We start from the raw sequence: 24,896 nt of genomic DNA on the forward strand, positions 1-24,896 counted from the left end.
CGGGATTATTGTCCCTCAGGCCTGCTGGAGTTCCTGCGATGAATGAGTCCGTACGTTTCGAAGATAAAGTCGTGATCGTCACCGGAGCCGGCGGTGGCCTGGGTCGGGCGCACGCTTTACTGTTCGCCCGGCACGGCGCCAAAGTGCTGGTCAACGACCTCGGCGGCTCGACTCAGGGTGAAGGGGCCAACGCCTCTGCCGCTGATCGCGTAGTGGCGCAGATTCGCGAAGCCGGCGGCATCGCCGAGGCCAACCACGACTCGGTCACCGACGGCGACAAACTGGTGCAGAACGCCCTCGATGTCTTTGGCCGGGTCGACGTGGTGGTGAACAACGCCGGGATCCTGCGCGACAAGACCTTCCACAAAATGGACGACGCCGACTGGGATCTGGTCTATCGCGTTCACGTCGAAGGCGCCTACAAAGTGACTCGCGCCGCATGGCCGCATCTGCGCGAGCAAAGCTACGGTCGGGTGATCTTCACGGCTTCGACTTCGGGCATCTATGGCAACTTCGGCCAGTCCAACTATGGCATGGCCAAACTTGGCCTCTACGGGCTGACCCGTACCCTGGCCATCGAAGGTCGCAAGAACAACATCCTGGTTAATGCCATTGCGCCCACTGGCGGCACGCGCATGACCGAAGGCCTGATCCCGCCGCAAGTGTTCGAACAGCTCAAACCGGAACTGGTCAGCCCGCTGGTGGTGTACCTGGCCAGCGAGCAATGCCAGGAAACGTCCGGCTTGTTCGAAGTCGGTGGCGGCTGGATGGGCAAGGTGCGTTGGGAACGCAGCCTCGGCGCCGGGTTCGATCCTCGTGCGGGGTTCTCCCCGGAAGATGTGGCGGCGCACTGGCAGCAGATCTGCGACTTTGAAGGCGCTGCGCATCCGAAGGACAATATCGAGGCGTTGAAGGAAATGATGGCGAATTTGCAGAAGTACGCGCTCTGAGTCCGGTCATCTCCCGCGAATCAAGACCCATGGAAAGCCTTCGCCCATAAAAAAGGCCGCTGCAAACGCAGCGGCCAAGGTAAGACGTTGGATCAAGGAGCTACAAATCAACGTCAGTGAACACCGGGGCGATAAATCGAAGATTCGACTCATCTGAAATCGGTCGGCCATGGCGCGAATTGCTCAGCAGCCAGGGCTTCGTGCTTTGCGGCATATGCCGTGAAAGCCCGATCAGAATAGGCGGTTGGAGCCGGCGGAAAAATACCGATTCTGGATATGCACTGTTACGGTGCGCGCAACAGTAGTGGGTGCTTCATCGGGTATCAAGCGCCTTATTGCACAGTAAAAAAGACGTTTCCATAAATGATTGATCAAGAAGGTTTTGTATTGAAGAATAACTGAAGTGTCGTTGTTGCAGGGTGGCGGGTTGATAACGGGAGTTTCTTCGTGGTTTTGTTGAGTTATTTTGATATGCTAAATTTTCCGCAATAAATGTCTGGTGTTTATACAGTTTTGCTTCTTCTATATTCGAGTTCGATTTTCTCGGGTTCTTAAATGTTTTCCCGAATACTTGAAGATAAGGAAGTTATTAATGAAGAGGCTGTATACCAGTCTGATGCTCGATACCCTTTATAAGCGTGTTGAGAGTTCAGAGGAAATCACCAAGTCCATTTCGGTTGGACAGCAATTGTTGGCCACTCTTGAGGGTATCCCTTCATTCAGGCAAATGGCCCGTGAACGCTTGGTCGAAAAGCTGCGGGAGTACCATCCGGGTGTTCAGTTGGACAAGGTATTTATCAACAGGGCTGATGTTGATCATAATCTGGATAGCCGTCCCCAAGGTTCGTTACTTGATGTCTACGTAGAGTGTTTGTCACGTTTTCTGTCACCGACTTACATCATCGACGCTGATGGTCTATATGATCGCCCTGACACCACCGACGTTCGTTTCAAAGTGTCTGGGCTGGACCTGATTCAAGTTGAGCGGCTGATCGACAACGCCCTGCAGGCGCTGAGCCGCGAGCATCGCACCAGCCTTGAAAAGTACTGGCAGGCACCCGCAGTGCACGGCGCGTTCAGCAATAAGACCGCTCTGCAGCAGGCCATTTCCAGAGCGTTGATGGCGCAACTTTCCCTGAGTGTCATGGGGAATCGCCTGGAGTCTGGGCAAGCTGAAAACCTTGCCAAAGCCTTGGTTTCAGAGACAGGTTATTCGCTGTACAAAGTCCTGATCAATGATGCTGGGGCGCCATCCACGTCATTGGCATCCGTATTTATCGTGGACATGGCGAATCTGGGTGCCCCGCAACTTTCACTCAATGACGATCATTACTCATGCTTCCTTTACACGCCCGCCCGAGGGTACGAGTTTTTCGTCAACAGTAATGATCTGCATGCAACGCTGTGCAGCCGCCTGTCCGTAGCCGGTTATGGCCTTACTTATCCGAGGCTGAAGGAAAGCGTCTTCGAGTTCTGCGTCGAGTCGCATCTCAAGCAGCAGGCTGATGAAGTGGCACGCCTGGCGAACTCGCGGGAACGTGATGAGGCCGGAGGCCTGGTTGCGTTGGAAAAAATTCAACGTTTCTCCACATTACGGCAACACTGGCTGTCGCACTTTGCTCTGCTGCGAGCCGCGGTCAGTCGCGGCGAATGGCCGGCATGGCTGCAGGCAGCCGGTGAATCCGTGCAGAACAACTATCTGCAACTCGAGACGTCGATGCGCAAGTACCACGAGGATTTCCAGCGTACTCACGCACCCACTTTTTCGTTAAAGGACTACGCCCGAACGACGTTGGCGGAGTGGACAAAAAGTACGCTGGGAGTTTCTGTGGACGGTAATACCGTTCGGGCTCACACCACTTATGAGATGAAGCTCGGGGGGAAAACCATTCGCCATGAGGAGAATCGCAGCCTGACGGAACTGGTTGCGTTCGGCGCTCACGACGTTGGTTTTGCACCGAAGCTGACTCTGGTGGGGGCTGAAAATACCGGACTGACAGTGGACAAGCTCAATCGATGGCTGCAACAGACGGACCTGCGCAAAGAGTTCGTTGAAACGCGCTCGGACACGCCGTCGGCTGATTATCACGATGCATTGAGCAATAAGCTGATCAGCGAAATCCAGTTTGATCTACTGGTTGCCTTCCACAGCCGGCGTCTTGAAAAAAACGAATTCGATCTGGTCAATCAGGCGCTCGGGGGGGATCCGTCCGTATTGATGGCTGGCGTGCATTTCGCTGGCGCGACACAACCATTGAAAGACATTTTGATTTTTCAGGGCGGGCGACGTGATCTCGGGCCACAGTTGGTCTACATGCGCCTGGTCGAGGGGGGGAACGGGTTCTTGCGATTCAATCGTTTTGAAGAGTTTTCCAGCAAACTCAAAGAATGGCTGAGTAACGATTCAACTTACGCAACGTCAATGCTGCATGCCAAAGATCTGCCAACCATCGGCAATGATTTGCAACATGCCAAAGGTCTGGCGTTTGATTTGAACAGGATCCGTGCGGCTTCGGTAGAGTTCAAGCGCAGGCCCGATAGTCCGTTGGCCGGTGTTGTGGCAGTGCATTTTGGATGGACGGCAGGCGCCGCAGCCAGTATTGCGCCACTCAACTTTCGAGCGGTGCCGCAAGAGGTGCGTCAGCGTCATGTTCGCCTCACGACCGAACTCAAGGCCTTGTACTCCGTCGAGTTGCGTGAAACCGGTTTTCCCTCGTATGAAAACTTCGCCCGCGATCTGATCAAGACAAGGATCGAAGAGGTACTTCGTTCGCGAGGCCGTTATGTCGAGGTCAATCCGGACCTGGTGTTCGTACAGATCTCGGCAACTGAAAACTGGGTACTCACTGAGTTGATTGTGCAAGAGCGGGCCTTCGAGCCGCCCAGCAGCCCTCAGTGGGACCCGAGTGATTACCCGCGTTTTCACTGGAGCACTGCCCAACCCTCACTGGATGCCCTGACTATCAAGGACATTGCCAGTTGGTCGAAGACGCTACGGCCAGGGGAAAAGTATATCGAGATGCTCAAGACGAAGTTCCAGTCGAAAGCTCCACTGTACGCATTCAAGCGAGAAGTGCATTTGCGCCGCTTGCATGCCGAAATGTCGTTGGCGCTGGTTTCCCAGTACGCCGATGCACAACTGAACAACGAACAGTTCAATAGTTTGCAGCGCCTGCTCACTGAGTTGAAAACGCCTCAGCCAATCAAGGTTTCCGACCCGGTGGTCGCAAGCGAAAGCGTCTATGAGTTCAAGATCAAAAACACCCGCAGAGTCGACGGTGTTTATGTGTTCAGGACGATGACCAGCCAGGGCTTAGCGGATTTTCTCTACACGCCGGATGCGCCGGACCGCATCGCGTTTCGCAAGGCTGCCGATTTTGTCGGGTCGATTCGCTTGCGTGCGCGTTCGTTGCGTAACTACTACATCGATCGTGTCGCGCTCGTCGATCAGAAAGTGGTCAACGATTATTTCGATGAACTACAGGCGACAGTCAAGGACGTACCCGCACCCGTGCCTTATACCAATACGCGGATCCGGGATTTGCGCACCGCCTACGACGCTCATGTCAGTCGCGTGATCGAAGACATCGACAAGCGCACCACCAGCCTTGCCGAGATCATTGGTGGGCTGATCTACGACAATGTGAAACTGGCGGCATCGGTTATCGCTCTGGTCATTGCGCCAGTAGGGCTGGCGCTGACGGCCGTGGAAGTAGCCAAGAGCATTTACGACAGCGCGAACGCCCATTACTACGGTGAGAATGGCGAAGCGTTTGCCCATTTCAGGGATGCACTGCTTGGCCTGGCGACGCTGGGCCAGGCAGGCCTCGGCGCCGAGAGTGTCACCCGATTGCAGCGCACGTTGATCGAATTGGCGGGAGATGCCGACACCGTGGTGGGATTACTGGCAACGGCTCTCGGCCAAAAGCTCGGTCACGAACGTTTGCGCGAACTGATTGAACAAGTGCTGGATACCGAGGCTGTCGACAGTAGTAAAACCACCGTCTCCTGATTCATTCAGGTCGCCGCTGCGTAACCCATTCGCCAGCTCACGGCCCGCGACGCCGCCAGTAACCGCTGCGCCGCCGGGCCGTTCTCGTCAGCATGGAACAGCGAAGTCGGCCCGACGATGGTCAGCACGGCGGCGATCTGTCCGACCGCGTTGAACACTGGGGCCGACAGCGCATCCACACCTGGCAGCAACAAGCCGTGAACATGATGCAGACCGCGCTCGCGGATCTGTTCGCACAAACCGCTGTAGGTGTTTTCATCAGCCAGTGGATGGCCGGCAACGGCGATTTCCTGCTCGCGCAGTTCATCGGTTTCCCGGTGCGGCAGATAGGCGCTGAACACCAGTCCAGTGGACGAGCTGAGCAACGGTAATACCGAACCCAGTTGCGTGACCACCGTCACCGCGCGCACTGCGGGTTCGATGTGCACCACGGTCGCGCCCTGATTACCCCACACCGCCAAAAAGCAGGTTTCGTTCAACTCGTCGCGCAACTCGGCCAGGGGCAGGGCGGCGACTTTGAGCACGTCCATACTGTTGAGGGCGGCCAGGCCTACACGCAGCGCTTCACGGCCAAGACCGTAATGGTTGGTGGCGGCGTTCTGTTCGGCAAAACCGCTGGCAATCAGTGCCTGAAGATAACGGTGCACCTTGCTCGCCGGCATCTGCACGTGTTCGGCCAGACGCGACAGAGACGTGGAGGGCGACAACTCGGCCAAGGCCTTGAGGATGTCGGTGCCGACCTCGGCGGAGCGGACTTTCTGTTTGCCGTTGCTGTCGCTGGTTTTTTCCATGGTGCGGCCGGGATCCGAAAACGAATGGGCGTCTTTATAGCTTGACGCTGGATAGCGAGCAAATTACGTTATGCGTAATCGAATTACGATAATAACAACCCCGGCGTGCGCAAACCTCTGAGCCAGAGCGATGGGCCACTGCCGACTCCCTGTTCAGGAGGCTCCATGAACCTCGATTCAACCGCGTCGGAGCTGGCGTACCAGTCCGGTTTCGGCAACGAATTCAGCAGTGAAGCGTTGCCCGGTGCCTTGCCCGTTGGCCAGAACTCGCCGCAAAAAGCGCCGTACGGTCTCTACACCGAATTGTTTTCCGGTACCGCGTTCACCATGACTCGCAGTGAAGCACGGCGTACCTGGATGTATCGGATTCAGCCGTCGGCCAATCACCCGGCCTTCGTCAAACTGGAGCGGCAACTGGCCGGCGGCCCGTTGGGTGAAGTGACCCCCAATCGTCTGCGCTGGAATCCGCTGGAGATCCCGGCCGAGCCGACCGACTTCATCGACGGACTGCTGAGCATGGCCGCCAACGCCAGCGCCGAGAAGCCATCCGGCATCAGCATCTACAACTACGTCGCCAACCGTTCGATGGAACGGGTGTTCTTCAACGCCGACGGCGAGCTGCTGCTGGTGCCGCAACTCGGGCGTCTGCGTATTGCCACCGAATTGGGTGTGCTGGAACTGGCACCACTGGAAATCGCCGTGTTGCCGCGCGGCTTGAAGTTCCGCGTCGAACTGCTCGATGCGCAGGCCCGCGGTTACATTGCCGAGAACCATGGCGCGCCGCTGCGCCTGCCGGATCTGGGGCCGATCGGCAGCAATGGCCTGGCCAATCCGCGCGACTTCCTGACCCCGGTCGCGGCCTACGAAAACCTCCAGCAGCCAACGACGCTGGTGCAGAAGTTTCTCGGCCAGTTGTGGGTTACCGAACTGAATCACTTGCCGCTGAACGTGGTCGCCTGGCACGGCAACAACGTGCCGTACAAATACGACCTGCGTCGTTTCAACACCATCGGCACCGTGAGTTTCGATCATCCGGATCCGTCGATCTTCACCGTGCTGACTTCGCCGACCAGCGTGCATGGCTTGGCCAACCTCGACTTCGTGATCTTCCCGCCACGCTGGATGGTCGCTGAGAACACCTTCCGTCCGCCGTGGTTCCACCGCAATCTGATGAACGAATTCATGGGCCTTATCCAGGGCGAGTACGACGCCAAGGCTGAAGGTTTCGTGCCCGGCGGTGCGTCCCTGCACAGCTGCATGAGCGCCCACGGCCCGGACGGCGAAACCTGCACCAAAGCGATCAACGCCGAGCTCAAACCGGCGAAAATCGATAACACCATGGCCTTCATGTTCGAGACCAGTCAGGTGCTGCGCCCAAGCCGTTTCGCCCTCGACTGCCCGCAACTGCAATCCAATTACGACGCCTGCTGGGCCACGCTGCCCGCCACGTTCGACCCGACCCGGAGATAACCCATGACGCAGACTTCCATCACCCGCAGCTGGGTCGCTTCGGCCAACGGCCACGCGGATTTCCCTCTGCAGAACCTGCCGCTGGGGGTGTTCAGCCTCAACGGTTCGGCGCCGCGCGCAGGCGTGGCGATTGGCGAGCACATTTTCGATCTGCAGGTGGCGCTCGAAGCCGGGTTGTTCGACGGCGCGGCCCGCAGCGCAGTCGAAGCCATGCACGGTGGCCTGTTGAACGCCTTCTTCGACCTCGGTCGCGAGGCCCGCGCAGCGTTGCGCAGCCACTTGCTGGAATTGTTCAGCGAGGGCAGCAGCCATCGCGGCGCCATTGAAGCCCAAGGCGCAAAACTGCTGCCACTGGCGGCCGATTGCCAGATGCACCTGCCGGCGCGCATCAGCGACTACACCGACTTCTATGTGGGCATCGAGCATGCACAGAACGTCGGCAAACTGTTCCGTCCGGACAATCCACTGCTGCCGAACTACAAGCACGTGCCGATCGGTTATCACGGTCGGGCCTCCACGGTGCGCGCCTCCGGTACCGACGTGCGCCGTCCGAAAGGCCAGACGTTGCCGGCCGGTGCGAGCGAGCCGACCTTCGGCCCTTGCGCACGCCTGGACTACGAGCTGGAGCTGGGCATCTGGATCGGTCAGGGCAACGAAATGGGCGATTCAATTGCCATCGGTGACGCCGCCGAGCACATCGCCGGTTTCTGCCTGCTCAACGACTGGTCGGCCCGCGATATTCAGGCCTGGGAATACCAGCCACTGGGACCATTCCTGTCCAAGAGTTTTATCACCAGTGTTTCGCCCTGGGTGGTGACGGCTGAAGCGCTGGAGCCGTTCCGTACCGCGCAACCGGCGCGTCCTGAAGGTGATCCGCAGCCGCTGCCATACCTGTTCGACAAACGCGATCAGGAGGCTGGTGCTTTCGACATCGAACTCGAAGTGCTGCTGCTCACCGAAGCCATGCGCGAGCAGAATCTGCCGGCCCATCGTCTGACTCTGAGCAACACTCGCTACATGTACTGGACCGTCGCGCAAATGGTCGCGCACCACAGCGTCAACGGTTGCCAGTTGCAGGCCGGTGACCTGTTCGGTTCGGGCACCTTGTCTGGCCCGCAAAGCGGTCAGTTCGGCAGTCTGCTGGAAATCACCGAGGGCGGCAAAAAGCCGATCGAACTGGCCTCTGGCGAGGTGCGTAAATTCCTCGAGGACGGTGATGAAATCATCCTGCGCGCACGTTGTGCCCGTGACGGTTTTGCCTCCATCGGTTTCGGCGAGTGCCGCGGCAAAGTGCTGGCGGCGCGCTGACAGGAGCGGACCATGGATCTCTACACCTACTACCGTTCGACCTCGTCATACCGGGTGCGCATTGCCCTGGCGCTGAAGGGGCTCGACTACACCGCGCTGCCAGTCAACCTGATCGCGCCATCCGGGGGCGAGCATCGGCAGGCGGCGTATCTGGCGATCAATCCACAGGGCCGGGTGCCGGCCTTGCGCACCGATGACGGTGAGTTGCTGATTCAGTCGCCAGCGATCATCGAGTATCTGGAGGAACGTTATCCACAGAAGCCCCTTTTGCCGGAAGACCTCGCCGCCCGCGCCCATGTGCGCGGTGTGGCGGCGGTAATTGGTTGCGACGTGCATCCGCTGCACAACGTCAGCGTGCTCAATCGCCTGCGTCAGTTGGGGCACGAGGAGCCGCAGGTGGTGGAGTGGATTGCGCACTGGATCGGCCAAGGGCTGGCGACCGTCGAGCAGTTGATCGGTGACAGCGGTTTCTGTTTCGGTGAGTGGCCGTGTGTGGCGGATGTCTATCTGATCCCGCAGTTGTACGCGGCCGAGCGTTTCAATGTATCGCTGGAGGCTTATCCACGGATTCGTCGGGTGGCGGCACTGGCGGCTGAGCATCCGGCGTTCATCAAGGCGCATCCGGCCAACCAGCCGGATACCCCATAAAGTTCCACACTGCCCAATGTAGGAGTGAGCCTGCTCGCGATAGCGGAGTGTCAGATACGGGGATGTTGACGGACACACCGCTATCGCGAGCAGGCTCACTCCTACAAGGGATCAGCACCGCACAAAAAATCATAAAAACAAAACAGGTACCTTGCGATGCACAACCAGATTGCCAGCTTCCGGGCGGCACTCGACGCCCGTCCTGTGTCCCGCTATCAGTGGTTGCTCTTGATCCTGCTCGCCTTGTTGCTGGTCACCGACGGTTACGACGCCCAGGTGCTGGGTTACGTGGTGCCGGCCCTGGCCCAGGACTGGGGACTGGAAAAAGCCGCGTTCGGGCCTGTTTTCAGCGCCAACCTGCTGGGCCTCACGCTCGGTTCGCTCGCCGTGACACCACTGGCCGACCGCTTCGGTGTGCGGCGAATCCTGCTCGCGTGCGTGTTGATTTACGCCAGCCTTACGGTGCTGATGGTGTTCGCCGATTCGCTGAATACCTTGATGATCGCGCGCTTCATCTGCGGCATCGGCATGGGCGGGGCGATGCCCAGTGCCATGGCCTTGATGTCGGAATACTCACCGCCGCGTCTGCGCACGTTGATGGTGACATTGGCGGCCTGTGGGTTTTCCTTTGGTGGTGCGGCGGGCGGGTTTGTCGCGGCGGGTTTCATTGATCGCTTTGGCTGGCAAGCAGTGTTCCTCGCCGGCGGCGTCACGCCGCTGCTGCTGTTTCCGTTTTTGTGGTGGATGCTGCCGGAATCCCTGCCGCGTTTGCTACGCGATGCACCGCCCTATGCGCGCCTGCGCAAAGTCACCGCGCGGATGCTGCCAGACTGGCAACCACCGGTCGCCTCGGCCGAACAGAACGAGCGCGAACAGGGCAGCAAACTGACGGTGGTCGAGTTGTTCCGAAACGGCTACGCACGGCCGACCCTGCTGATCTGGGCGACGTTTTTTGTCAGCCTGATTCTGCTGTATTTCATGATCAGCTGGCTGCCGACGCTATTGCTCGAAAGCGGTCTGAAACTCAATGAAGCCAATCTGGTGACATCGATGTTCCTGTTCGCCGGCACCTTGGGCGCCGTGTGCATGGCGTGGTTTGCCGACCGCTTGAAACGCAAGGTGCGCCTGCTTTGCGCGGTATTGGCCGGGGCGGCTGTGTGCACCATTCTGTTGGGTTTGAACCACGACAACCCGCGTTATCTGGTGGCCTGCGTGTTTGCGGCCGGCTTCTGCATCATCGGTGGACAACTGACGCTGAACGCCTTCGCCAGTAACTTCTACCCGGCCCATGTGCGGGCCACAGGCACTGGCTGGGCGTTGGGAGTAGGGCGGTTTGGTTCGATCCTCGGGCCGCTGTTCGGCAGCATGCTGCTGGCGATGCACATTCCGGTGGCGCAGATTTTCTTCTTCTGCGCGATTCCGGCGGTCATCGCAGCGCTGTTGATCATCCAGGTGCGCTCGCCCTCCGAGTCCACCCCGCCCAATGTGGGAGCCAGCCTGCTGGCGAAGAACGATAACGCGGTCTGACAGGAAAATCGGCGACGCCTGCTTCGCGAGCAGGCTCACGCCTACAAAAAGGCGTTTAGTGGACGACGGAGTTCGGGGGCAGGTGGCCGAGGCGTTCCGTCAGGCGCAGGCGCTGGATCGGGTCGTCACTGAGCAGCAGCGCATGTTCCAGATCGAAGCGCTCGGCGTTCGGGCAGTCGAGGCGTTGGTACAGGCTGGCGCGGGCCAGGTAATCGGCTGCGCTGGCACTGCCCAGTTCCAGCACGCGTTCGGCATCGATCAACGCGGCGATGTAGTCCTCATGCGCCAGATGCAACTGTCGCAGGTTGCGTGACAGGCGCTGGAGCATCTGCAACGGGGTAGCGGTGGCGAGATGGTCGGCGTTGAGCTTGAGGTGCGCGCCGTACTGGCGCTGCAGCAAATCGCGGCAATCGTTGGGGTACAGACGCCGCCCGCCGCAGGGGTCGAGCAAATGGTCGGCACCGGGTACCCGCAGCAGAAAATGCCCGGGGAAGTTCACCCCGACCAAGGGGATCTCCAGACCGCGCGCCAACTCCAGTGCAATCAGTGCCAGGGCCAACGGCTGGCCACGTCGGGTCTGCAACACTTTATGCAGCAAGGCCGCCTGCGGGCGCAGCGGCAGAAAGTCGTCCTGGGCAAACCCCAGATCATTCATCCGCCGCAACAACGGCTGTGCCAGCTCGCTGACCGGCAACATCGGCAAACCGTAGCTGACGCGCTGTTGCAACTCCTTGAAGTCTTGCTGCAATGCTTCGACATCGAGGCCTTTTTCGTGCTCGGCGGCCATCCACAGCGCAGCTTCGAACAGCGCGGGCGGTGAACGGTGCAGACTCTCGAAAAAACGTTGGCGCGGGCTCATCGGAATCTCCGGGGAATGCCTCGTTTTAGCCCCGTCCGTGCCATTCGTCCAGTACCGACCAGGTTATGCCGCAAAGTCACCGTCGAGGCGGGTGCTTATTCCGGTGCGCTTCAGCAATTTTTGGGCGCAAGCCTATACTGGCGTCTACCAGAAGTGATTCGGGAGCCTGCCGATGTTCGCTCTCATGCAAAGCACTCGCCTGGAATCGCTGCACCTCAGCGTTGACCCGGTCACCGGGTTGAAGGCGGTCATTGCCATTCATAACAGTCGCCTCGGGCCCGCCCTGGGCGGTTGTCGTTATCTTGCCTATCCCAACGACGAGTCCGCAGTCGAGGATGCCATTCGCCTGGCGCAAGGCATGAGCTACAAGGCGGCGCTGGCCGGTCTTGCCCAGGGCGGCGGCGTAGCGGTGATTGTGCGCCCGGCGCATGTGGAAAACCGCGCAGCATTGTTCGAAGCGTTTGGTCGCTGCATCAATCAGCTCGACGGTCGCTACATCACCGCCATCGACAGCGGCACTTCGGTGGCGGACATGGATTGCATCGCCCAGCAGACCCAGCATGTCACCAGCACCACCTCGGCTGGCGATCCGGCACCGCATGCGGCGATGGGCGTGTTCACCGGGATTCGCGCTACGGCGATGGCGCGGCTGGGCAGTGACAATCTCGAGGGCCTGCGCGTGGCGATTCAGGGCTTGGGCAACGTCGGTTACGCACTGGCCGAGCAGCTGCACGCGGCGGGGGCTGAATTGCTGGTCAGCGACATCGATCACGGCAAGGTGCAACTGGCCATGGAGCAGCTCAATGCCCACCCGATCGCCAACGACGCGTTGCTCAGTACGCCTTGCGACATCCTCGCGCCGTGTGGCCTCGGTGGCGTGCTCAACAGCCACACGGTGACGCAATTGCGTTGCTCGGCGGTGGCGGGCTCGGCCAACAATCAGCTGACGCATCTGGACGTGGCCGATCAGCTGGAGCGGCGCGGCATCCTCTATGCGCCGGACTACGTGATCAATGCTGGTGGCCTGATCTACGTCTCGCTCAAGCATCGCGGCGAAGAGCTGGGGACGATTACCGCGCACCTGTCGAAAATCTGCTCGCGCCTGACCGAAGTGTTCGCCCATGCGCAGGCCGAGAAGCGCTCGCCTGCACGGGTGGCAGATGAGTTGGCGGAGAAAGTGTTGTACCGCTGAGCTGTTCAGCGAGCATGAAAAAGGCCCCGAGCCATATGACTCGGGGCCTGTTCAATTCAGGTAACGATTATTTGGCAGCTTTCGCAGTTTTTGCCGGTTTGACCGGTGCTTCGGCAGACTCTGCCGGTTCAGCCACTTCTTCTGCCACCGGCTCGGCCGGTGCGTTGATCAGCTCCGACAGGGCATCAGGCTGGCTCTTGAAGGCCTTGGCGAACACATCGCGGTTCTTCGCCATGTAGATCCCGACTTCTTCAACCTGTTGCTCGTTCAGCGACGGAACGGCTTTTTGCAACACTTCGGACAGCATTTCGGCCAGTTCGAGCATTTTGTCATGACGGTCAGCTTCGGCTTTATCCATGAACAAGCGCTCCAGATCTCGGCTGCTGCGGTATACCACTTCGACGGCCATTCACCACCTCACATGCCTTCACATTTAGTTGTCTTAGCGACTACTGTATTTATATACAGCGAAAGGATAAGCGAATCCCTGCGCTTTGGGTAGTGGCTTTTCAATGTAGACCGGATTTGGCGTTTTTTCTGATTCCGGCGCCGAACAAAACGACCCGCGCATGGCGGGTCGTTCGGGTTTTATTTGTTGTCAGAACTTGCCGCTGGCGTAGCCACCATCGATGGGCATGATCACCCCGGTGACGTACGCCGCCTGTTCGCTGAGCAGCCAGAGTACAGCGTTGGCCACTTCATCCGCCGTACCGAAGCGTTTCATCGAGGTCACGTTGATTTTGCGCTGGGTGTTTTCCGGCGCTGCCTTGAGACGCGCCTCGCTGTTCATCCCGCCGAGTATCGGACCCGGCGCGACCGCGTTGACGCGAATGCAGCCGCCCTCTTCGAGCCGGGCGTTTTCAATCGATGCGACCTGGGTCATGCCGTTGATTGCCTGTTTGCTGGCGACGTACGCCACCTGGCCGCCAATCGGCACGACGCCGGCGCAGGACGAGGTGTTAACGATGGCGCCAATGCCGCGAGTGAGCATGAGTTGCAGCTCATGGCGCATGCAGTGGTAGGTGCCATTGACGTTGATGTTCATCACCTTCATCCAGTCTTCCGGGCACGAGTCCGCCAGCGCGCCGTAACGTGCGGTGACGCCGGCATTATTGAACGCGCAATCGAGTTTGCCGTAGACCGAGCGAATGGTCGCGAAGGCCTGCTCGACCTGCGCCGGATCACCGACATCGCAGGCGATGAACCGGCAGTGTTCGCCCAGCCGATCGGCCAGGGCCGCGCCCTTTTCCTCGTCTCTGCCGAATACGATCACCTCGGCTCCAGCCCTGATCAAACGCTCGCTGACGGTCTCGCCAATGCCAGCGGTGCCGCCGGTGACCAGGCACACTTTTCCCAGAAAATCGTACATGTGTCGCATCTCCTTATGCCAACGCGGGGCGTAAATATTTCGGGTTCACGCAGCAATACACTCGGTCCAGACGTGGGTTGCTTTTGTCGCTGAAGCACTGGCTGTCCCATCGGCATTTATGGATGTCGGCGGAACGGCCCTGCAGGGTTTTGTTGATCAGGTCGTTGTCGGCAAACAGCGCCCGCGACATTCCCACCCAGTCGCACACGCCATCGGCCAGTAACTGTTCGGCCTTGTCCAGGCCATCGATGAAGCCGGCATAGCCCACCGGCACCGTCGACACGGCCTTGATCGCCCGGACGCCGGCTTGCAGGTACTCGTCCATGGTCTCGGAGTGCATGATCAACTGGCCGAATGTCGCGCCCATGCACATCGAACATTCCAGCGCGGCGACACCTGCCTGGCAGAGGGCCTGAACGGTTTCCTTGATGTCGGGATACTGCAGTCCTGCATCACCCAGGCGATCATCGATGCCGAGCCGGATAGTGACGATCAACTGGCCCTCGGTGCGCTCGCGAATGGCCTTGACCACTTCAAGCAACAGACGCGCGCGATTCTCTTCGCTACCGCCGTAACGGTCCGTGCGATGGTTGGTGTGCGGCGAGAGAAAACTGCTCAGCAAGTAGCCATTGGACGCTTGCAATTGCACCAGTTGCGCGCCGTTGGTCCAGGCCAGCCAGGCGGAATGGGCGAACTGCTCGATCACCAGGGCGATATCGGTTTCGTCCATGATCCGCACCCGATAGTCCGGGTCGAGTTTCGACACGCGCGGGCAGGGCACGCCACTGGGTGTCAGCACGGCAACTCCGGTGTGCGTGGTGGTGCCCTGACCGCCGTAATGCTGCAACTGCACACCCACCGGGGTGTTGACGCGACTGGCCATGGCGAACATGGCCTTGAGTGATTCGCCCTGATGCGCCTCGAACAGACCCAGGCCGGTACTTTGCAGGCGTGACTGCGGCGAGACCGTGGCGTTGCACAGAAACGCCATGGAACAGCCGCCCTCCATGATGCCCTGATAGAACTCGATCATGGCGGGCGTCACACACCCGCTGTGATCGGCCAGATCCACGCCCATCGAGGCGAAGAACAGCCGATTGCGCAATTCCAGTCCGCCGGCAAGGCGCAGAGGTTCAAGCACGTGGGGATAGCGCGACATCATGCCTCCTTCCTTTGCTCGGGCATTGCCGAGGCCTGGTCGAACGTCATCCACAGTGTCTGCTCGAGGGCGACCACTGGCGCCGGAGTGATTTCTTCGTGAGAGAAGTAGGCGAACTGTTTGAGCACTTCGCGCCATTTGAAGCGCAGCGATGAATCCAGTTCGGCCAATTGCAGCCTGAGCGTGCCGGCCTTGCCCGCATCGCTGACGTGCAGTGACTGCAGTGGCAGGCTGAGCATTCCTTCGCTTTCCAGATATAGATAGACGTGGCCGCGCTCGGATGCGTCGAGCGGGCTGTCGCACTGCACTTGCAAGCCGGCCATCGACAACAACTCCAGGCGCGCCGACAGATGGCGACCGGAATCCAGGCGCACCAGCACTTCATGGCGGATGCCCTTGAGCGGACGGAACCAGCAGGCCGGGTCGATGCTGATGTTACGCATGCGTTTGAACACCGGCATCTTGATCACTTCACCGTGCAGGCGGATGTCGGCCACCAACTCGCCGCGCTGGAAGAAACGCGCACGCTTGTCGACCTTGCGCCCCCGTGGTTGCGCCATGCCTTCGTAATCGCCGACGAGTACGTCGACCTGAAACGACGACTCGGTGTAACGCGGGAAGCTCGATAACAGGTCAACGATGGAAATCGACACTTCACCTCGGGCGTAGCCGCTGTGTTCGTAGAACTGCGCGTACATTGCCTGGCGTGCCGCTTCGATCAGCATCAGGCCGGGAACGTGCTCATGGTGTTTGCGGTAGAAGAAGTAGTTGGCGGTGTCGTTGAACAGGGTGAAGTAGAGCAGGCCCTGTTGCGGGCAACCGTCGATCTGCTTCAGGATTTCGTGTACGCATCGGCGCTGGCCGAGATCGAGCAAAGGGGGCTGGCCAGGCAGTTGGGCCAGTTTGGCCTCGGTGCTTTCCAGCACCCAGACACCACTGAGAATCAGGTGGTCGGTGGCTTTTTCGTAGTGGGTCAGCAGCTCCGGCAGACAATCCGACAGGCCTGCCTGTTCGAGCTCGTCGAGGTCGATGATCGTTGGCAGCGAACGCAGCACCAGGCGATCGCTGTCCAGTCGATAGGCCTGATTGATGATTTCCAGATCCGTCGGATCAAGGTTGGCCTGCTGCACAATGGCGGCAGGCAGCCAGGCTGGCAGCAAGTGGTGGGCGTCGTAAATCAGTACATCGTCATCATGGCCCTTGTGGACGATATCTTTGGCAACTTTCCTTTGCATGTCGATCATGATCATCCCTCTGTGTTGAACGTTGGTTGTGCTGCGGTTGCTATCCATGTCGTGAAATCGACCCACACCGATGTGAGCTGCTCGACGGCTGTCAGCAGCTTCACTGGATGTGCGCATGTGTTATCGAATGCCGGGAAGGGTTACTGCACCGTGATGTAGCACGCGCCCAGGGTGCGGTTGTCCAGCACCTGCGGCGGAGCCAGCCATTTGTAGTCGATGCCACCGCGCTTCAACAGGCGTCCGATCGCCACCGGTGAAACCGACACCAGGTGCGAGACGCCGCAGGTCCTGGCGTATTCCAGGGTGGCCATGAACAGTCCGACGGTGTTTTCGTCGGACATCACCTGTTCGTTTTTTCCGCCCTCGGCATCGAGGTCCAGAGAGGTGAAGCGCGAAAGCTCCCAGATGTCGTCGCCGCACGGGGCAGGCGTGTCGCCGAGCAGCGAGGTGAACACCTCACTCAGCAGGTACGGTTGGGTGGTCGGCAGCAGGCGCGCGCAACCTTTGATGTTGCCGTCGTCCTCTTCAGCGACGATGTAATGGGTGCCACTGTGGTCGAACTGGTCGAACTCGAAATCGTCCGGTGTTGATAATTGCCAGCCGAGGCGTTCGACAAAGACCTGATAGCGATATTGAGCCAAGCGTTGACGCTTTACTGTCGTCAACTGGTCATAACGTCCTGACAAGTAATCCATCACAGATTCCGTTTAGTGATTGGTTAGGCGGCGATTAAAGTGCACACTGCGATCGCATACTACCTGTCACCCTTGACAGCTAGCGGAAACATTTGGAAATATGCTAGGCATGTTGGCAAGAGGCCGACAGCAATAACGGTGAGAAAGGAATCTCTATGTCGTACTGGCAGGCTGAACTGTTGGAAAACGCCATGTCTGCAACGGATGTCGAATTATTGTTCGACAATATCAAGACCGTTGCCAGGCAGTTGGAGTTTGATTATGTGGCCTATGGTTCACGCAGGCTTTTTCCTATCACCAAACCTTGCCTGTTTCTCGCCAATAACTACTCTCCCGCCTGGCAAGCTGCCTATTCCGCCAATCGTTACCTGGAAATCGACCCTTACGTCATGCGCGCAATGCGCAGTGTGAAACCGGTGCTGTGGGACGCCGAACTCAAGACTCAGGCGCCCGAGTTCTGGCAGGAGGCGCAGTCTCACGGACTCTCGGAGGGCTGGGGGCAAACGCTGCTCAACAGCGAAACTCAAGGGCTGGTGACATTTGCCCGGGGCGGCGAGACGATCACCGCGCTGGAACTCGAGACCAAACAGGCGGAGTTGTCCTGGCTGGCCCAGATTACCCATTTGGGCCTCACCCGATTACAAATGCGCGGGGCGGATTCTGTTCTGCCAGTGCCGATCGAGTTGTCGCAGCGAGAAAAGGAAATCCTCCAATGGACGGCTGACGGAAAGTCATCGGACGATGTTTCGGTGATCCTCGGCATCAGCAAAAGGACGGTGAACTTCCATATAAATCATTGCCTGAAGAAGCTTGGTTGCCAAAACAAGATTGCTGCTGCGGTTAAAGCTTCTTTGATGGGGCTGCTCTGGAAATAATTACAACAATAATTTATTGAATGACTGGCTGCCTGGTCAATAACCGGGGTGAATGTGAGCAAGTTCACATATTTAGCCGGTCAGTCATATTTCGCTTATAAGCCAATACCTTTTCGAACGTAATTAATTCATCAAGAAATTTCAGTTATACCGTCACAATCAATTCTGCTGACGGTAGTTGTTCTGCGGTGCGACCAAACGCCACGGCGCAGGTTTTATACCGGCTCGCCATGATGCGTGGCCTTGTTTCTGCATGGCACAAAGCGCATACAGAAAACCGTCACGTCCAACCGGCATCATCCGCTCGCATCGGGCTAAGGAACATCATCGTGAAAATAAACTGGGCCGAGAAACTGCGGCAAAACGTGCATCAACTGGCCGAGTCACTGGGCAACCTGTTCGTCGAGACCTTTCACTATCTGGCGCTGTTCGCCATTGGTGCGGTGACCGCGTGGGCCGCGGTGATGGAGTTCCTCGGCATGCTCGAGGAAGGCCACATCAAGATTGATGACATTCTGTTGTTGTTCATCTATCTCGAACTGGGGGCGATGGTCGGGATTTACTTCAAGACCAACCACATGCCGGTGCGCTTCCTGATCTACGTGGCGATTACCGCGCTGACGCGATTGCTGATCTCCAACGTCTCGCACCACAACCCGCCCGACATGGGCATCATCTACCTGTGCGGCGGGATTCTGCTGCTGGCGTTCTCGATCCTGGTGGTGCGTTACGCCTCGTCGCAATTTCCCTCGGTGAAGATCGAGAAACCGCAACGCAAGCTCGGCGCCGGTTCCGGTGAACACCCCGAGATCGAGAAGGGCGAGCTTTAAATCCCGGCAGCCTGACGGGACGGGCCGTTGATCCGTGGCGGCGGCGGGGTCAGCCCGTCGCCGTTGGTCATTGCTTCGAGGATCGCCATCGCGCTGTGCCCTTGTTCGATGGCAATGCCGAATTGAATGCTTTGCACCAGGCGTCTGAGGCGCTTGGGGTCATTGCGCTGTTCGGCGCTGATCATGCGTTTGGCCACGACCCGGCCGTTGTTGGACAGGGTCAGCATGATGCTGCCGTCCAGCCCCTGAATGCTCAGGTTGATCTGATAGTCCGGCGCGAAGGCATCGGTAATGATCTGAAAAGGGTTGTCCATGATGCGTCACCGCCTGATTGAACGTGCAGTTGTTGACCGGCCGTGATCAGGTTGGTTCGCCATACCGGACCATCGGCCATTCCGTGGCCATTTCGCCAAGTGCTTCTGTAAGTGCTGTAGCAGGCTGCGGTCTTTTGCTCTTCGGTGCGTTGACGCGGGTCATCAAGAGCCAGAAATCGCGGCCTGCGGCAGTGCTTGCAGGGATGTAGCAAGGGCTATGCCGGGAACGTTTTCGCACAATGGATACGGCAGAAAAAAGGCGAGCACCTGGCTCGCCTTTATCATTTGTGGCCCGTTTCAGGGCAGAACCGAGTAGATGATCGCCGACAGTGCAATCAGGCCGATCAGCACCACGAATACGTTGGACACCTGACCCGAGTACTGGCGCAAGGCCGGCACGCGGCGGATGGCGTACATCGGCATCAGGAACAACAGGCAGGCAATCACCGGTCCGCCGAGGTTTTCGATCATGCCCAGGATGCTCGGGTTGAAGGTCGCTACGGCCCAGCAACTGAGGATCATGAACAGTGCGGTCGCACGGTTCAGCCAGCTCGCCGACATCACCTTGCCACGGCCGCGCAGGCTCTTGACGATCATGCCTTGAAAACCTTCGCTCGCGCCGATGTAGTGGCCGAGGAAGGATTTGGTGATCGCCACCAGCGCAATCAGCGGTGCGGCGTAAGCGATGACCGGCGTCTGGAAATGGTTCGCCAGGTACGACAGGATCGAAATGTTCTGCGCCTTCGCTGCTGCCAGATCCGCCGGCGACAGCGCCAGCACGCAACTGAAGCAGAAGAACATCACCGTCACTACCATCATGCCGTGGGCGATGGCGAGGATGCCGCTGCTCTTGCGCTCGGCCTGGGCGCCATAGCGCTGCTTCTGGTCAACCGCGAACGCGGAGATGATCGGCGAATGGTTGAACGAGAACACCATCACCGGGATAGCCAGCCACAAGGTCTTGAGGAACACCGACAGCGGCATCGCCTCCTGAGCGCTGGCGAAGAACGCGCCGTTCCAGTTGGGGATCAGGCTCAGGCCGAGCAGCAAAAGGGCGGCGACGAACGGATAGACCAGCACGCTCATGGCTTTGACGATCACGTTCTGGCCGCAACGCACGATGACCATCAGGCCGAGGATCAGCGCCAGCGACAGAATCGCCCGGGGTGGCGGGGCGATGTGCAACTGGTGTTCGAGGAAACTGCTCAGGGTGTTGGTCAGCGCGACGCTGTACACCAGCAGGATCGGGAAGATCGCGAAGAAATACAGGAGGGTGATCAGCTTGCCGGCACCGATGCCGAAGTGTTCTTCGACGACTTCGGTGATGTCGCCCGAATGCCCGGACAGCACGAAGCGGGTCAGGCCCCGGTGAGCGAAGAAGGTCATCGGGAACGCCAGCAGCGCCAGCATCAGCAACGGCCAGAAACCGCCGACACCGGCATTGATCGGCAGGAACAAGGTACCGGCGCCAATCGCAGTTCCGTAAAGGCCGAGCATCCAGGTAGTGTCAGATTTGCTCCAGCCCTTGTGGGCCGTTTCTGTGTTGCGAGTGAGATCTACAGCGGGATTTTCGGCAGCAGGTGTACGTACATCGGTCATCGTTTTTGCCTCGTTATTATTTTTGCTCGGGCTCACGGTTGGCAGGCCGCAAGTTGCGGCCTGCCGGGGCGGTCAGGGAATGCGCGTCAGCACTCCACCCAGCTCACGGCCAGGCCACCCCGTGAAGTCTCTTTGTATTTGTCGTGCATGTCGGCGCCGGTATCGCGCATGGTGCGGATCACCCGGTCGAGGGAAATGAAATGTTTGCCGTCGCCACGCAGGGCCATTTGCGTGGCGTTGATCGCTTTCACCGCGGCGATGGCATTGCGCTCGATGCACGGCACTTGCACGAGGCCGCCGACCGGGTCGCAGGTCAGGCCGAGGTTATGTTCCAGACCGATTTCGGCGGCGTTTTCCAGTTGCTCCGGGGTCGCGCCGAGCACTTCGGCCAGGCCCGCAGCCGCCATGGCGCAGGCTGAACCGACTTCGCCCTGGCAGCCGACTTCGGCGCCGGAGATCGAGGCATTTTTCTTACACAAAATGCCGACGGCGGCGGCGCCCATGAAGAACGCGACCACGTCATCGTCGGACGCGTCCGGATTGAATTTCATGTAGTAGTGCAGCACCGCCGGAATGATCCCGGCCGCACCGTTGGTCGGTGCCGTCACCATGCGCCCGCCAGCGGCGTTCTCTTCGTTGACGGCGAGGGCGAACAGGTTGACCCATTCCATTGCCGACAGCGTTGAACTGATCACATTCGGTTTGCCGATTTCCAACAGGCTGCGGTGCAGTTTCGCCGCCCGGCGCGGCACATTCAGACCGCCGGGCAGGATGCCTTCGTGGCGCAGGCCCTGTTCGACGCACTCGCGCATCACCGACCAGATGTGCAGCAGGCCCTTGCGGATTTCATCCTCGCTGCGCCAGGCCCGTTCGTTGGCCATCATCAGTTCCGAGACCCGCAGGCCGTGCTGCTTGCACAGGCTCAGCAGTTCGGCGGCACTGGAAAAGTCGTACGGCAGCACCACGTCACCGGCCGGCGCCACACCGGACTCGGCTTCCGCTGCTTCGATGATGAAACCGCCGCCGATCGAGTAGTACGTTTGTGTGAATAGCTCGGCGCTTTCGCCAAAGGCTGTCAGCGACATGGCGTTGGGGTGGTAGGGCAGGCTTTCATCCAGCAGCAGGAGATCGTGTTGCCAGTTGAAGGCAATTTCTCTCTGACCGGCGAGGGGCAGAAGACCGCTTTCGCACAGTTGCTGGATGCGTGGGTCGATGGTCGCCGGATCGATGCTGTCCGGCCACTCGCCCATCAGGCCCATGACCGTGGCACGGTCGGTGGCGTGGCCGACACCGGTGGCCGACAGCGAGCCGTACAAACGGATTTCCACCCGACGCACGTCGTTCAGCAACCGTTGGTCGATCAGCGCCTGGGCGAAGGTCGCGGCGGCGCGCATCGGGCCGACGGTGTGGGAACTGGACGGACCGATGCCGACCTTGAATAAATCGAAAACACTGATAGCCATGCTAAAGCCTTACAAGCAATGGAGTAGGAATCGCCGCCATTTTTTGTAGGACAAGCGCAATGTCGGCGATACTGCCTACCTCGGTCTTACGTGACCAACGAAACTTCCTAAGAAAGCCTTTAGCAGGACTAAACGATGAGTCGTCAATTGCATGCCCAGACCTACGTCTGGCTGCAGGTGTTTTCCTGTGCCGCGCGGCACCTGTCGTTCACCCGCTGCGCCGAAGAGCTGCACATCACCCCTGGAGCGGTCAGCCAGCAGATCCGTCAACTGGAAGAGCGCCTTGGGTTTCGCCTGTTTCACCGTCGTGCGCGGGGCGTGGAGTTGAGCGCCGAAGGACAGCGGCTGGCGATTACGGTCAATGAAGCCTACGGCAGCATCGATGCCGAATTGCGCCGACTGGATGCCGGGATGATCAGCGGGATTCTGCGCGTGCGCTCGATTCCGTCGTTCCTCAGCAAGTGGCTGACCCCGCGTCTGCCGCGCCTGCAACAACGTTTTCCGGACATCCAGTTGCGCCTGGTCGCCGAGGACAGCAGCGTACCGTTGCACGAGGGCGACTTTGATCTGGCGATTGACCTGAACGACGGAAGCTACCCGGGGCTGTTATCCACAGCCTTGCTCGATGAGCAGATTTTCCCGGTGTGTGCACCGAGTCTGCTGCGTGGACGCCCGCCGCTGCATGGGCCGGCGGATCTGGTGCATTTCCCGCTGCTGCACGACATCACCGCCTGGCGCGGCAGCTATGAATACGCGGAATGGGAGTTTTATCTGAACGCGATCGGCTTCGAAGGCGCCGACGTTCGGCGCGGCCACACCTTCAATCGCAATCACCTGACCATCGAAGCGGCGATCGCCGGCATGGGCGTGGCGATTGCCCGGCGTACGTTGCTCAACGATGAGCTGGAACGCGGCACCTTGATTGTGCCGTTCGGGCTGTCGGTGCCCAACCATAAACGTTACGTGTTGCTGTATGCGCCGGGGGCGTTGAGCCATCCGGGCGTGCGCGCAGTGCATGACTGGCTGGTGGAGGAGGCGGGGATTTTCCGCAGCTTGCACCCGTTGAACGACGGGCAATTGTGAGCAATTTTTGCAGGGTTGCGAGGCGACCCAACTCCCGACCTTACCAGCGACTTGCTCGGTTGTCCGGCTTTTTTTGCGTATGAATATTTATCTTTTTTCAGGGGTTGAAATGTTCGTCAGTCGGGCCGATTGTTGTAATCAAGGGGTCACGAAATCCTGTTCAAGGCCTCTTGCGAGCTAGCTGAAATAAGGGATGAACTATGCAAATCCAAGTCAATAGCGATAACCATATTCAAAGCAGTAAACGACTGGAGGAGTGGGTACGTACAACCATTGAGAGCACGCTCGACCGTTATGAAGAAGACCTGACCCGTGTCGAAGTCCACCTGAGCGACGAGAACGGTGACAAACCAGGTCCCCATGACTTGCGCTGCCAACTGGAAGCGCGGCCAAAAGGCCATCAACCGATTTCCGTCACCCATAAAGCCGATTCGCTGGAACAGGCGATCGATGGTGCAGCCGAAAAACTGGAACACGCGCTTGAGCACCTGTTTGGCAAACTGCGAGGAAAACCACGTGCCGCTGTGGTTCCATTCACCGGTAAGGCCAACGACAAGCTGTTGGCGGAAGAGTTTGACGAGAATGAACAGGCAGCGATCAACAGTTGATACGCTGATTTCATAAGCCACCCAATGAGAACGGGCCTGCGAATGCAGGCCCGTTTTTGTTTGTGGCGGTTTTTGCGCAGGGCATAAGAAAGCGGCCCCTCACCCCAGCCCTCTCCCTCCGGGAGAGGGGGCCGACCGAGGTGTCTGAAGAGGTACGTCGACCTGAAAGACCGAGTGATTATGGATTCGGCAAAACGGTTTCAGGTCGATGTATTTCTGAAGCATCCCGCAATCAGTCCCCCTCTCTCTGGGAGAGGTCCGACCGAGGTGTCTGAAGAGGTACGTCGACCTGAAAAACCGAGTCGATTATGGATTCGGTAAAGCAGAATCAGGTCGGCGTAGCTCGCAAGCATCCCCCGGTCAGTCTCCTCTCCCTCTGGGAGAGGGTTAGGGTGAGGGCATTTTTCGATTCGCCGCAATTCCTATGATCTGCTCCAGCACATCGTCCATCTGCTGGATCACCTCGAGATTACTGAAACGCGCGACTTCAATGCCCTTTTGATTCAGATAGTGCGTCCGGCGTTGGTCATGAATCAGTTCCTGCGTTTCAAAGTGCTGACCGCCATCCAGTTCAATCGCCAACTTCAGCTCAGCACAGTAAAAATCCAGCACGTAAGGCGGACAGGGAAACTGCCGACGAAATTTCAGATTGGCGATCTGGCGGGAGCGAAGCTTTTGCCAGAGCAGGTGTTCGCAGTCGGTTTGGTTGACGCGTAACTGGCGGGCGAATTGGGCGAGGGTGGGGCGGGTTTGCATGCTTCACGATCCTTGTGAAGTTGGTTTGAAGTTTTACTGTAGACCATGACCCGCTGACCCGCTGACCCGCTGACCCGCTGACCCTCACCCCAGCCCTCCCGGAGGGAGAGGGGGCCGACCGAGGTGTCTGGCGTTGTACATCGA

Annotated in this window: 21 protein-coding genes and 1 pseudogene; 11 read left to right on the plus strand and 11 right to left on the minus strand. The window is 59.0% G+C overall.

All coding sequences use genetic code 11. From position 1 onward, the window contains the following. The first annotated feature begins 38 nt into the window (after positions 1-38). On the plus strand, positions 39-950 hold the full coding sequence (locus PseAD21_RS13460; protein ID WP_102356110.1) for an SDR family oxidoreductase: 912 nt from the start codon (positions 39-41) through the stop codon (positions 948-950). Between the two features lie 592 nt (positions 951-1,542). Then, a complete protein-coding gene (locus tag PseAD21_RS13465; RefSeq protein WP_102356111.1) occupies positions 1,543-4,962 on the plus strand; it encodes a DUF6543 domain-containing protein in 3,420 nt (1,139 codons plus the stop codon). A gap of 5 nt (positions 4,963-4,967) precedes the next feature. On the opposite strand, the gene PseAD21_RS13470 is transcribed toward PseAD21_RS13465, so the two are convergent. Then, positions 4,968-5,753, minus strand: coding sequence for an IclR family transcriptional regulator (locus tag PseAD21_RS13470; RefSeq protein ID WP_102356112.1), 786 nt, complete (start codon positions 5,751-5,753; stop codon positions 4,968-4,970). Between the two features lie 165 nt (positions 5,754-5,918). Between PseAD21_RS13470 and hmgA the strand changes: the two genes are divergently transcribed. From hmgA to PseAD21_RS13490, 4 genes are all read left to right on the plus strand, one after another. Further along, positions 5,919-7,223: a homogentisate 1,2-dioxygenase gene (hmgA, locus tag PseAD21_RS13475; protein WP_102356113.1), complete on the plus strand. Its 1,305-nt coding sequence runs from the start codon at positions 5,919-5,921 to the stop codon at positions 7,221-7,223. Between the two features lie 3 nt (positions 7,224-7,226). Continuing rightward, positions 7,227-8,531, plus strand: a complete 1,305-nt coding sequence (gene fahA / locus PseAD21_RS13480) for a fumarylacetoacetase (RefSeq protein ID WP_102356114.1) — start codon at positions 7,227-7,229, stop codon at positions 8,529-8,531. A gap of 12 nt (positions 8,532-8,543) precedes the next feature. Beyond that, positions 8,544-9,179 (plus strand): maleylacetoacetate isomerase, encoded by a 636-nt coding sequence (gene maiA / locus PseAD21_RS13485; RefSeq protein ID WP_102356115.1) that lies wholly within the window; start codon positions 8,544-8,546, stop codon positions 9,177-9,179. A 156-nt stretch (positions 9,180-9,335) separates the two neighbouring features. After that, positions 9,336-10,706, plus strand: a complete 1,371-nt coding sequence (locus PseAD21_RS13490) for an aromatic acid/H+ symport family MFS transporter (RefSeq protein WP_102356116.1) — start codon at positions 9,336-9,338, stop codon at positions 10,704-10,706. Positions 10,707-10,761: 55 nt separating this feature from the next. Here the strand turns inward: PseAD21_RS13490 and PseAD21_RS13495 are convergent, their stop codons facing one another. Continuing rightward, positions 10,762-11,565, minus strand: coding sequence for a SirB1 family protein (locus tag PseAD21_RS13495; protein ID WP_102356117.1), 804 nt, complete (start codon positions 11,563-11,565; stop codon positions 10,762-10,764). A 172-nt stretch (positions 11,566-11,737) separates the two neighbouring features. Here PseAD21_RS13495 and PseAD21_RS13500 point away from each other — a divergent pair, with 172 nt between their 5' ends. Beyond that, positions 11,738-12,757 (plus strand): Glu/Leu/Phe/Val dehydrogenase dimerization domain-containing protein, encoded by a 1,020-nt coding sequence (locus PseAD21_RS13500; RefSeq protein WP_025109410.1) that lies wholly within the window; start codon positions 11,738-11,740, stop codon positions 12,755-12,757. A 154-nt stretch (positions 12,758-12,911) separates the two neighbouring features. On the opposite strand, the pseudogene PseAD21_RS13505 reads toward PseAD21_RS13500, so the two are convergent. From PseAD21_RS13505 to PseAD21_RS13525, 5 genes and pseudogenes are all read right to left on the minus strand, one after another. Then, positions 12,912-13,166 (minus strand): annotated as a pseudogene (locus tag PseAD21_RS13505) (YebG family protein); the annotation flags it as partial. A gap of 189 nt (positions 13,167-13,355) precedes the next feature. Next, positions 13,356-14,126 (minus strand): SDR family NAD(P)-dependent oxidoreductase, encoded by a 771-nt coding sequence (locus PseAD21_RS13510; RefSeq protein WP_102356119.1) that lies wholly within the window; start codon positions 14,124-14,126, stop codon positions 13,356-13,358. A 13-nt stretch (positions 14,127-14,139) separates the two neighbouring features. Continuing rightward, the gene (locus PseAD21_RS13515) at positions 14,140-15,285 is read right to left on the minus strand and encodes an NADH:flavin oxidoreductase (RefSeq protein WP_256588144.1); all 1,146 of its coding nucleotides are present in this window, start codon (positions 15,283-15,285) and stop codon (positions 14,140-14,142) included. Further along, positions 15,285-16,529 carry an AfsA-related hotdog domain-containing protein gene (locus tag PseAD21_RS13520; protein WP_102356121.1) on the minus strand — a complete coding sequence of 415 codons (1,245 nt, stop codon included), beginning with the start codon at positions 16,527-16,529 and terminating at the stop codon, positions 15,285-15,287. Before PseAD21_RS13520 ends, PseAD21_RS13515 begins: the two co-directional genes overlap by 1 nt. Before the next feature lie 140 nt (positions 16,530-16,669). Next, a complete protein-coding gene (locus tag PseAD21_RS13525; RefSeq protein WP_102356122.1) occupies positions 16,670-17,224 on the minus strand; it encodes an acyl-homoserine-lactone synthase in 555 nt (184 codons plus the stop codon). Positions 17,225-17,379: 155 nt separating this feature from the next. Between PseAD21_RS13525 and PseAD21_RS13530 the strand changes: the two genes are divergently transcribed. After that, positions 17,380-18,099 carry an autoinducer binding domain-containing protein gene (locus PseAD21_RS13530; RefSeq protein WP_102356123.1) on the plus strand — a complete coding sequence of 240 codons (720 nt, stop codon included), beginning with the start codon at positions 17,380-17,382 and terminating at the stop codon, positions 18,097-18,099. Positions 18,100-18,428: 329 nt separating this feature from the next. After that, a complete protein-coding gene (locus PseAD21_RS13535) occupies positions 18,429-18,929 on the plus strand; it encodes a phosphate-starvation-inducible protein PsiE (protein WP_003221775.1) in 501 nt (166 codons plus the stop codon). Here PseAD21_RS13535 and PseAD21_RS13540 read toward each other — a convergent pair. The 3 genes from PseAD21_RS13540 to PseAD21_RS13550 all read right to left on the minus strand — a co-directional run bounded on the left by PseAD21_RS13540 (position 18,926) and on the right by PseAD21_RS13550 (position 22,305). Then, positions 18,926-19,243 carry a DUF3509 domain-containing protein gene (locus tag PseAD21_RS13540; protein WP_102356124.1) on the minus strand — a complete coding sequence of 106 codons (318 nt, stop codon included), beginning with the start codon at positions 19,241-19,243 and terminating at the stop codon, positions 18,926-18,928. The genes PseAD21_RS13535 and PseAD21_RS13540 overlap by 4 nt on opposite strands. Positions 19,244-19,540: 297 nt before the next feature. Beyond that, positions 19,541-20,842: a serine/threonine transporter gene (locus PseAD21_RS13545; protein ID WP_102356125.1), complete on the minus strand. Its 1,302-nt coding sequence runs from the start codon at positions 20,840-20,842 to the stop codon at positions 19,541-19,543. Between the two features lie 86 nt (positions 20,843-20,928). Then, complete coding sequence (locus PseAD21_RS13550; protein ID WP_102356126.1) at positions 20,929-22,305, minus strand: L-serine ammonia-lyase; 1,377 nt, start codon at positions 22,303-22,305, stop codon at positions 20,929-20,931. A 135-nt stretch (positions 22,306-22,440) separates the two neighbouring features. Between PseAD21_RS13550 and PseAD21_RS13555 the strand changes: the two genes are divergently transcribed. Together PseAD21_RS13555 and PseAD21_RS13560 are read left to right on the plus strand one after the other, a co-directional pair. Continuing rightward, a complete protein-coding gene (locus tag PseAD21_RS13555) occupies positions 22,441-23,388 on the plus strand; it encodes a LysR substrate-binding domain-containing protein (protein ID WP_025109400.1) in 948 nt (315 codons plus the stop codon). Positions 23,389-23,588: 200 nt separating this feature from the next. Beyond that, positions 23,589-23,996, plus strand: coding sequence for an HPF/RaiA family ribosome-associated protein (locus PseAD21_RS13560; protein WP_025109399.1), 408 nt, complete (start codon positions 23,589-23,591; stop codon positions 23,994-23,996). 387 nt (positions 23,997-24,383) lie between these two features. Here the strand turns inward: PseAD21_RS13560 and PseAD21_RS13565 are convergent, their stop codons facing one another. Continuing rightward, positions 24,384-24,752, minus strand: coding sequence for an endonuclease domain-containing protein (locus tag PseAD21_RS13565; RefSeq protein WP_102356127.1), 369 nt, complete (start codon positions 24,750-24,752; stop codon positions 24,384-24,386). Between the last annotated feature and the right edge of the window lie 144 nt (positions 24,753-24,896).

Origin of the sequence: Pseudomonas sp. AD21, from assembly GCF_002878485.1 — a bacterium.
GTDB lineage: Bacteria > Pseudomonadota > Gammaproteobacteria > Pseudomonadales > Pseudomonadaceae > Aquipseudomonas.

Coding starts and splice junctions, on each gene's coding strand:
- PseAD21_RS13550 (WP_102356126.1), bottom strand. CDS start 22,305: ATGGCTATCAGTGTTTTCGATTTATTCAAGGTCGGCATCGGTCCGTCC.
- PseAD21_RS13525 (WP_102356122.1), bottom strand. CDS start 17,224: ATGGATTACTTGTCAGGACGTTATGACCAGTTGACGACAGTAAAGCGT.
- hmgA (WP_102356113.1), top strand. CDS start 5,919: ATGAACCTCGATTCAACCGCGTCGGAGCTGGCGTACCAGTCCGGTTTC.
- PseAD21_RS13510 (WP_102356119.1), bottom strand. CDS start 14,126: ATGTACGATTTTCTGGGAAAAGTGTGCCTGGTCACCGGCGGCACCGCT.
- PseAD21_RS13555 (WP_025109400.1), top strand. CDS start 22,441: ATGAGTCGTCAATTGCATGCCCAGACCTACGTCTGGCTGCAGGTGTTT.
- PseAD21_RS13520 (WP_102356121.1), bottom strand. CDS start 16,529: ATGATCGACATGCAAAGGAAAGTTGCCAAAGATATCGTCCACAAGGGC.
- fahA (WP_102356114.1), top strand. CDS start 7,227: ATGACGCAGACTTCCATCACCCGCAGCTGGGTCGCTTCGGCCAACGGC.
- PseAD21_RS13515 (WP_256588144.1), bottom strand. CDS start 15,285: ATGTCGCGCTATCCCCACGTGCTTGAACCTCTGCGCCTTGCCGGCGGA.
- PseAD21_RS13565 (WP_102356127.1), bottom strand. CDS start 24,752: ATGCAAACCCGCCCCACCCTCGCCCAATTCGCCCGCCAGTTACGCGTC.
- PseAD21_RS13500 (WP_025109410.1), top strand. CDS start 11,738: ATGTTCGCTCTCATGCAAAGCACTCGCCTGGAATCGCTGCACCTCAGC.
- PseAD21_RS13495 (WP_102356117.1), bottom strand. CDS start 11,565: ATGAGCCCGCGCCAACGTTTTTTCGAGAGTCTGCACCGTTCACCGCCC.
- PseAD21_RS13460 (WP_102356110.1), top strand. CDS start 39: ATGAATGAGTCCGTACGTTTCGAAGATAAAGTCGTGATCGTCACCGGA.
- PseAD21_RS13540 (WP_102356124.1), bottom strand. CDS start 19,243: ATGGACAACCCTTTTCAGATCATTACCGATGCCTTCGCGCCGGACTAT.
- PseAD21_RS13545 (WP_102356125.1), bottom strand. CDS start 20,842: ATGACCGATGTACGTACACCTGCTGCCGAAAATCCCGCTGTAGATCTC.
- PseAD21_RS13470 (WP_102356112.1), bottom strand. CDS start 5,753: ATGGAAAAAACCAGCGACAGCAACGGCAAACAGAAAGTCCGCTCCGCC.
- PseAD21_RS13490 (WP_102356116.1), top strand. CDS start 9,336: ATGCACAACCAGATTGCCAGCTTCCGGGCGGCACTCGACGCCCGTCCT.
- PseAD21_RS13465 (WP_102356111.1), top strand. CDS start 1,543: ATGAAGAGGCTGTATACCAGTCTGATGCTCGATACCCTTTATAAGCGT.
- PseAD21_RS13560 (WP_025109399.1), top strand. CDS start 23,589: ATGCAAATCCAAGTCAATAGCGATAACCATATTCAAAGCAGTAAACGA.
- maiA (WP_102356115.1), top strand. CDS start 8,544: ATGGATCTCTACACCTACTACCGTTCGACCTCGTCATACCGGGTGCGC.
- PseAD21_RS13530 (WP_102356123.1), top strand. CDS start 17,380: ATGTCGTACTGGCAGGCTGAACTGTTGGAAAACGCCATGTCTGCAACG.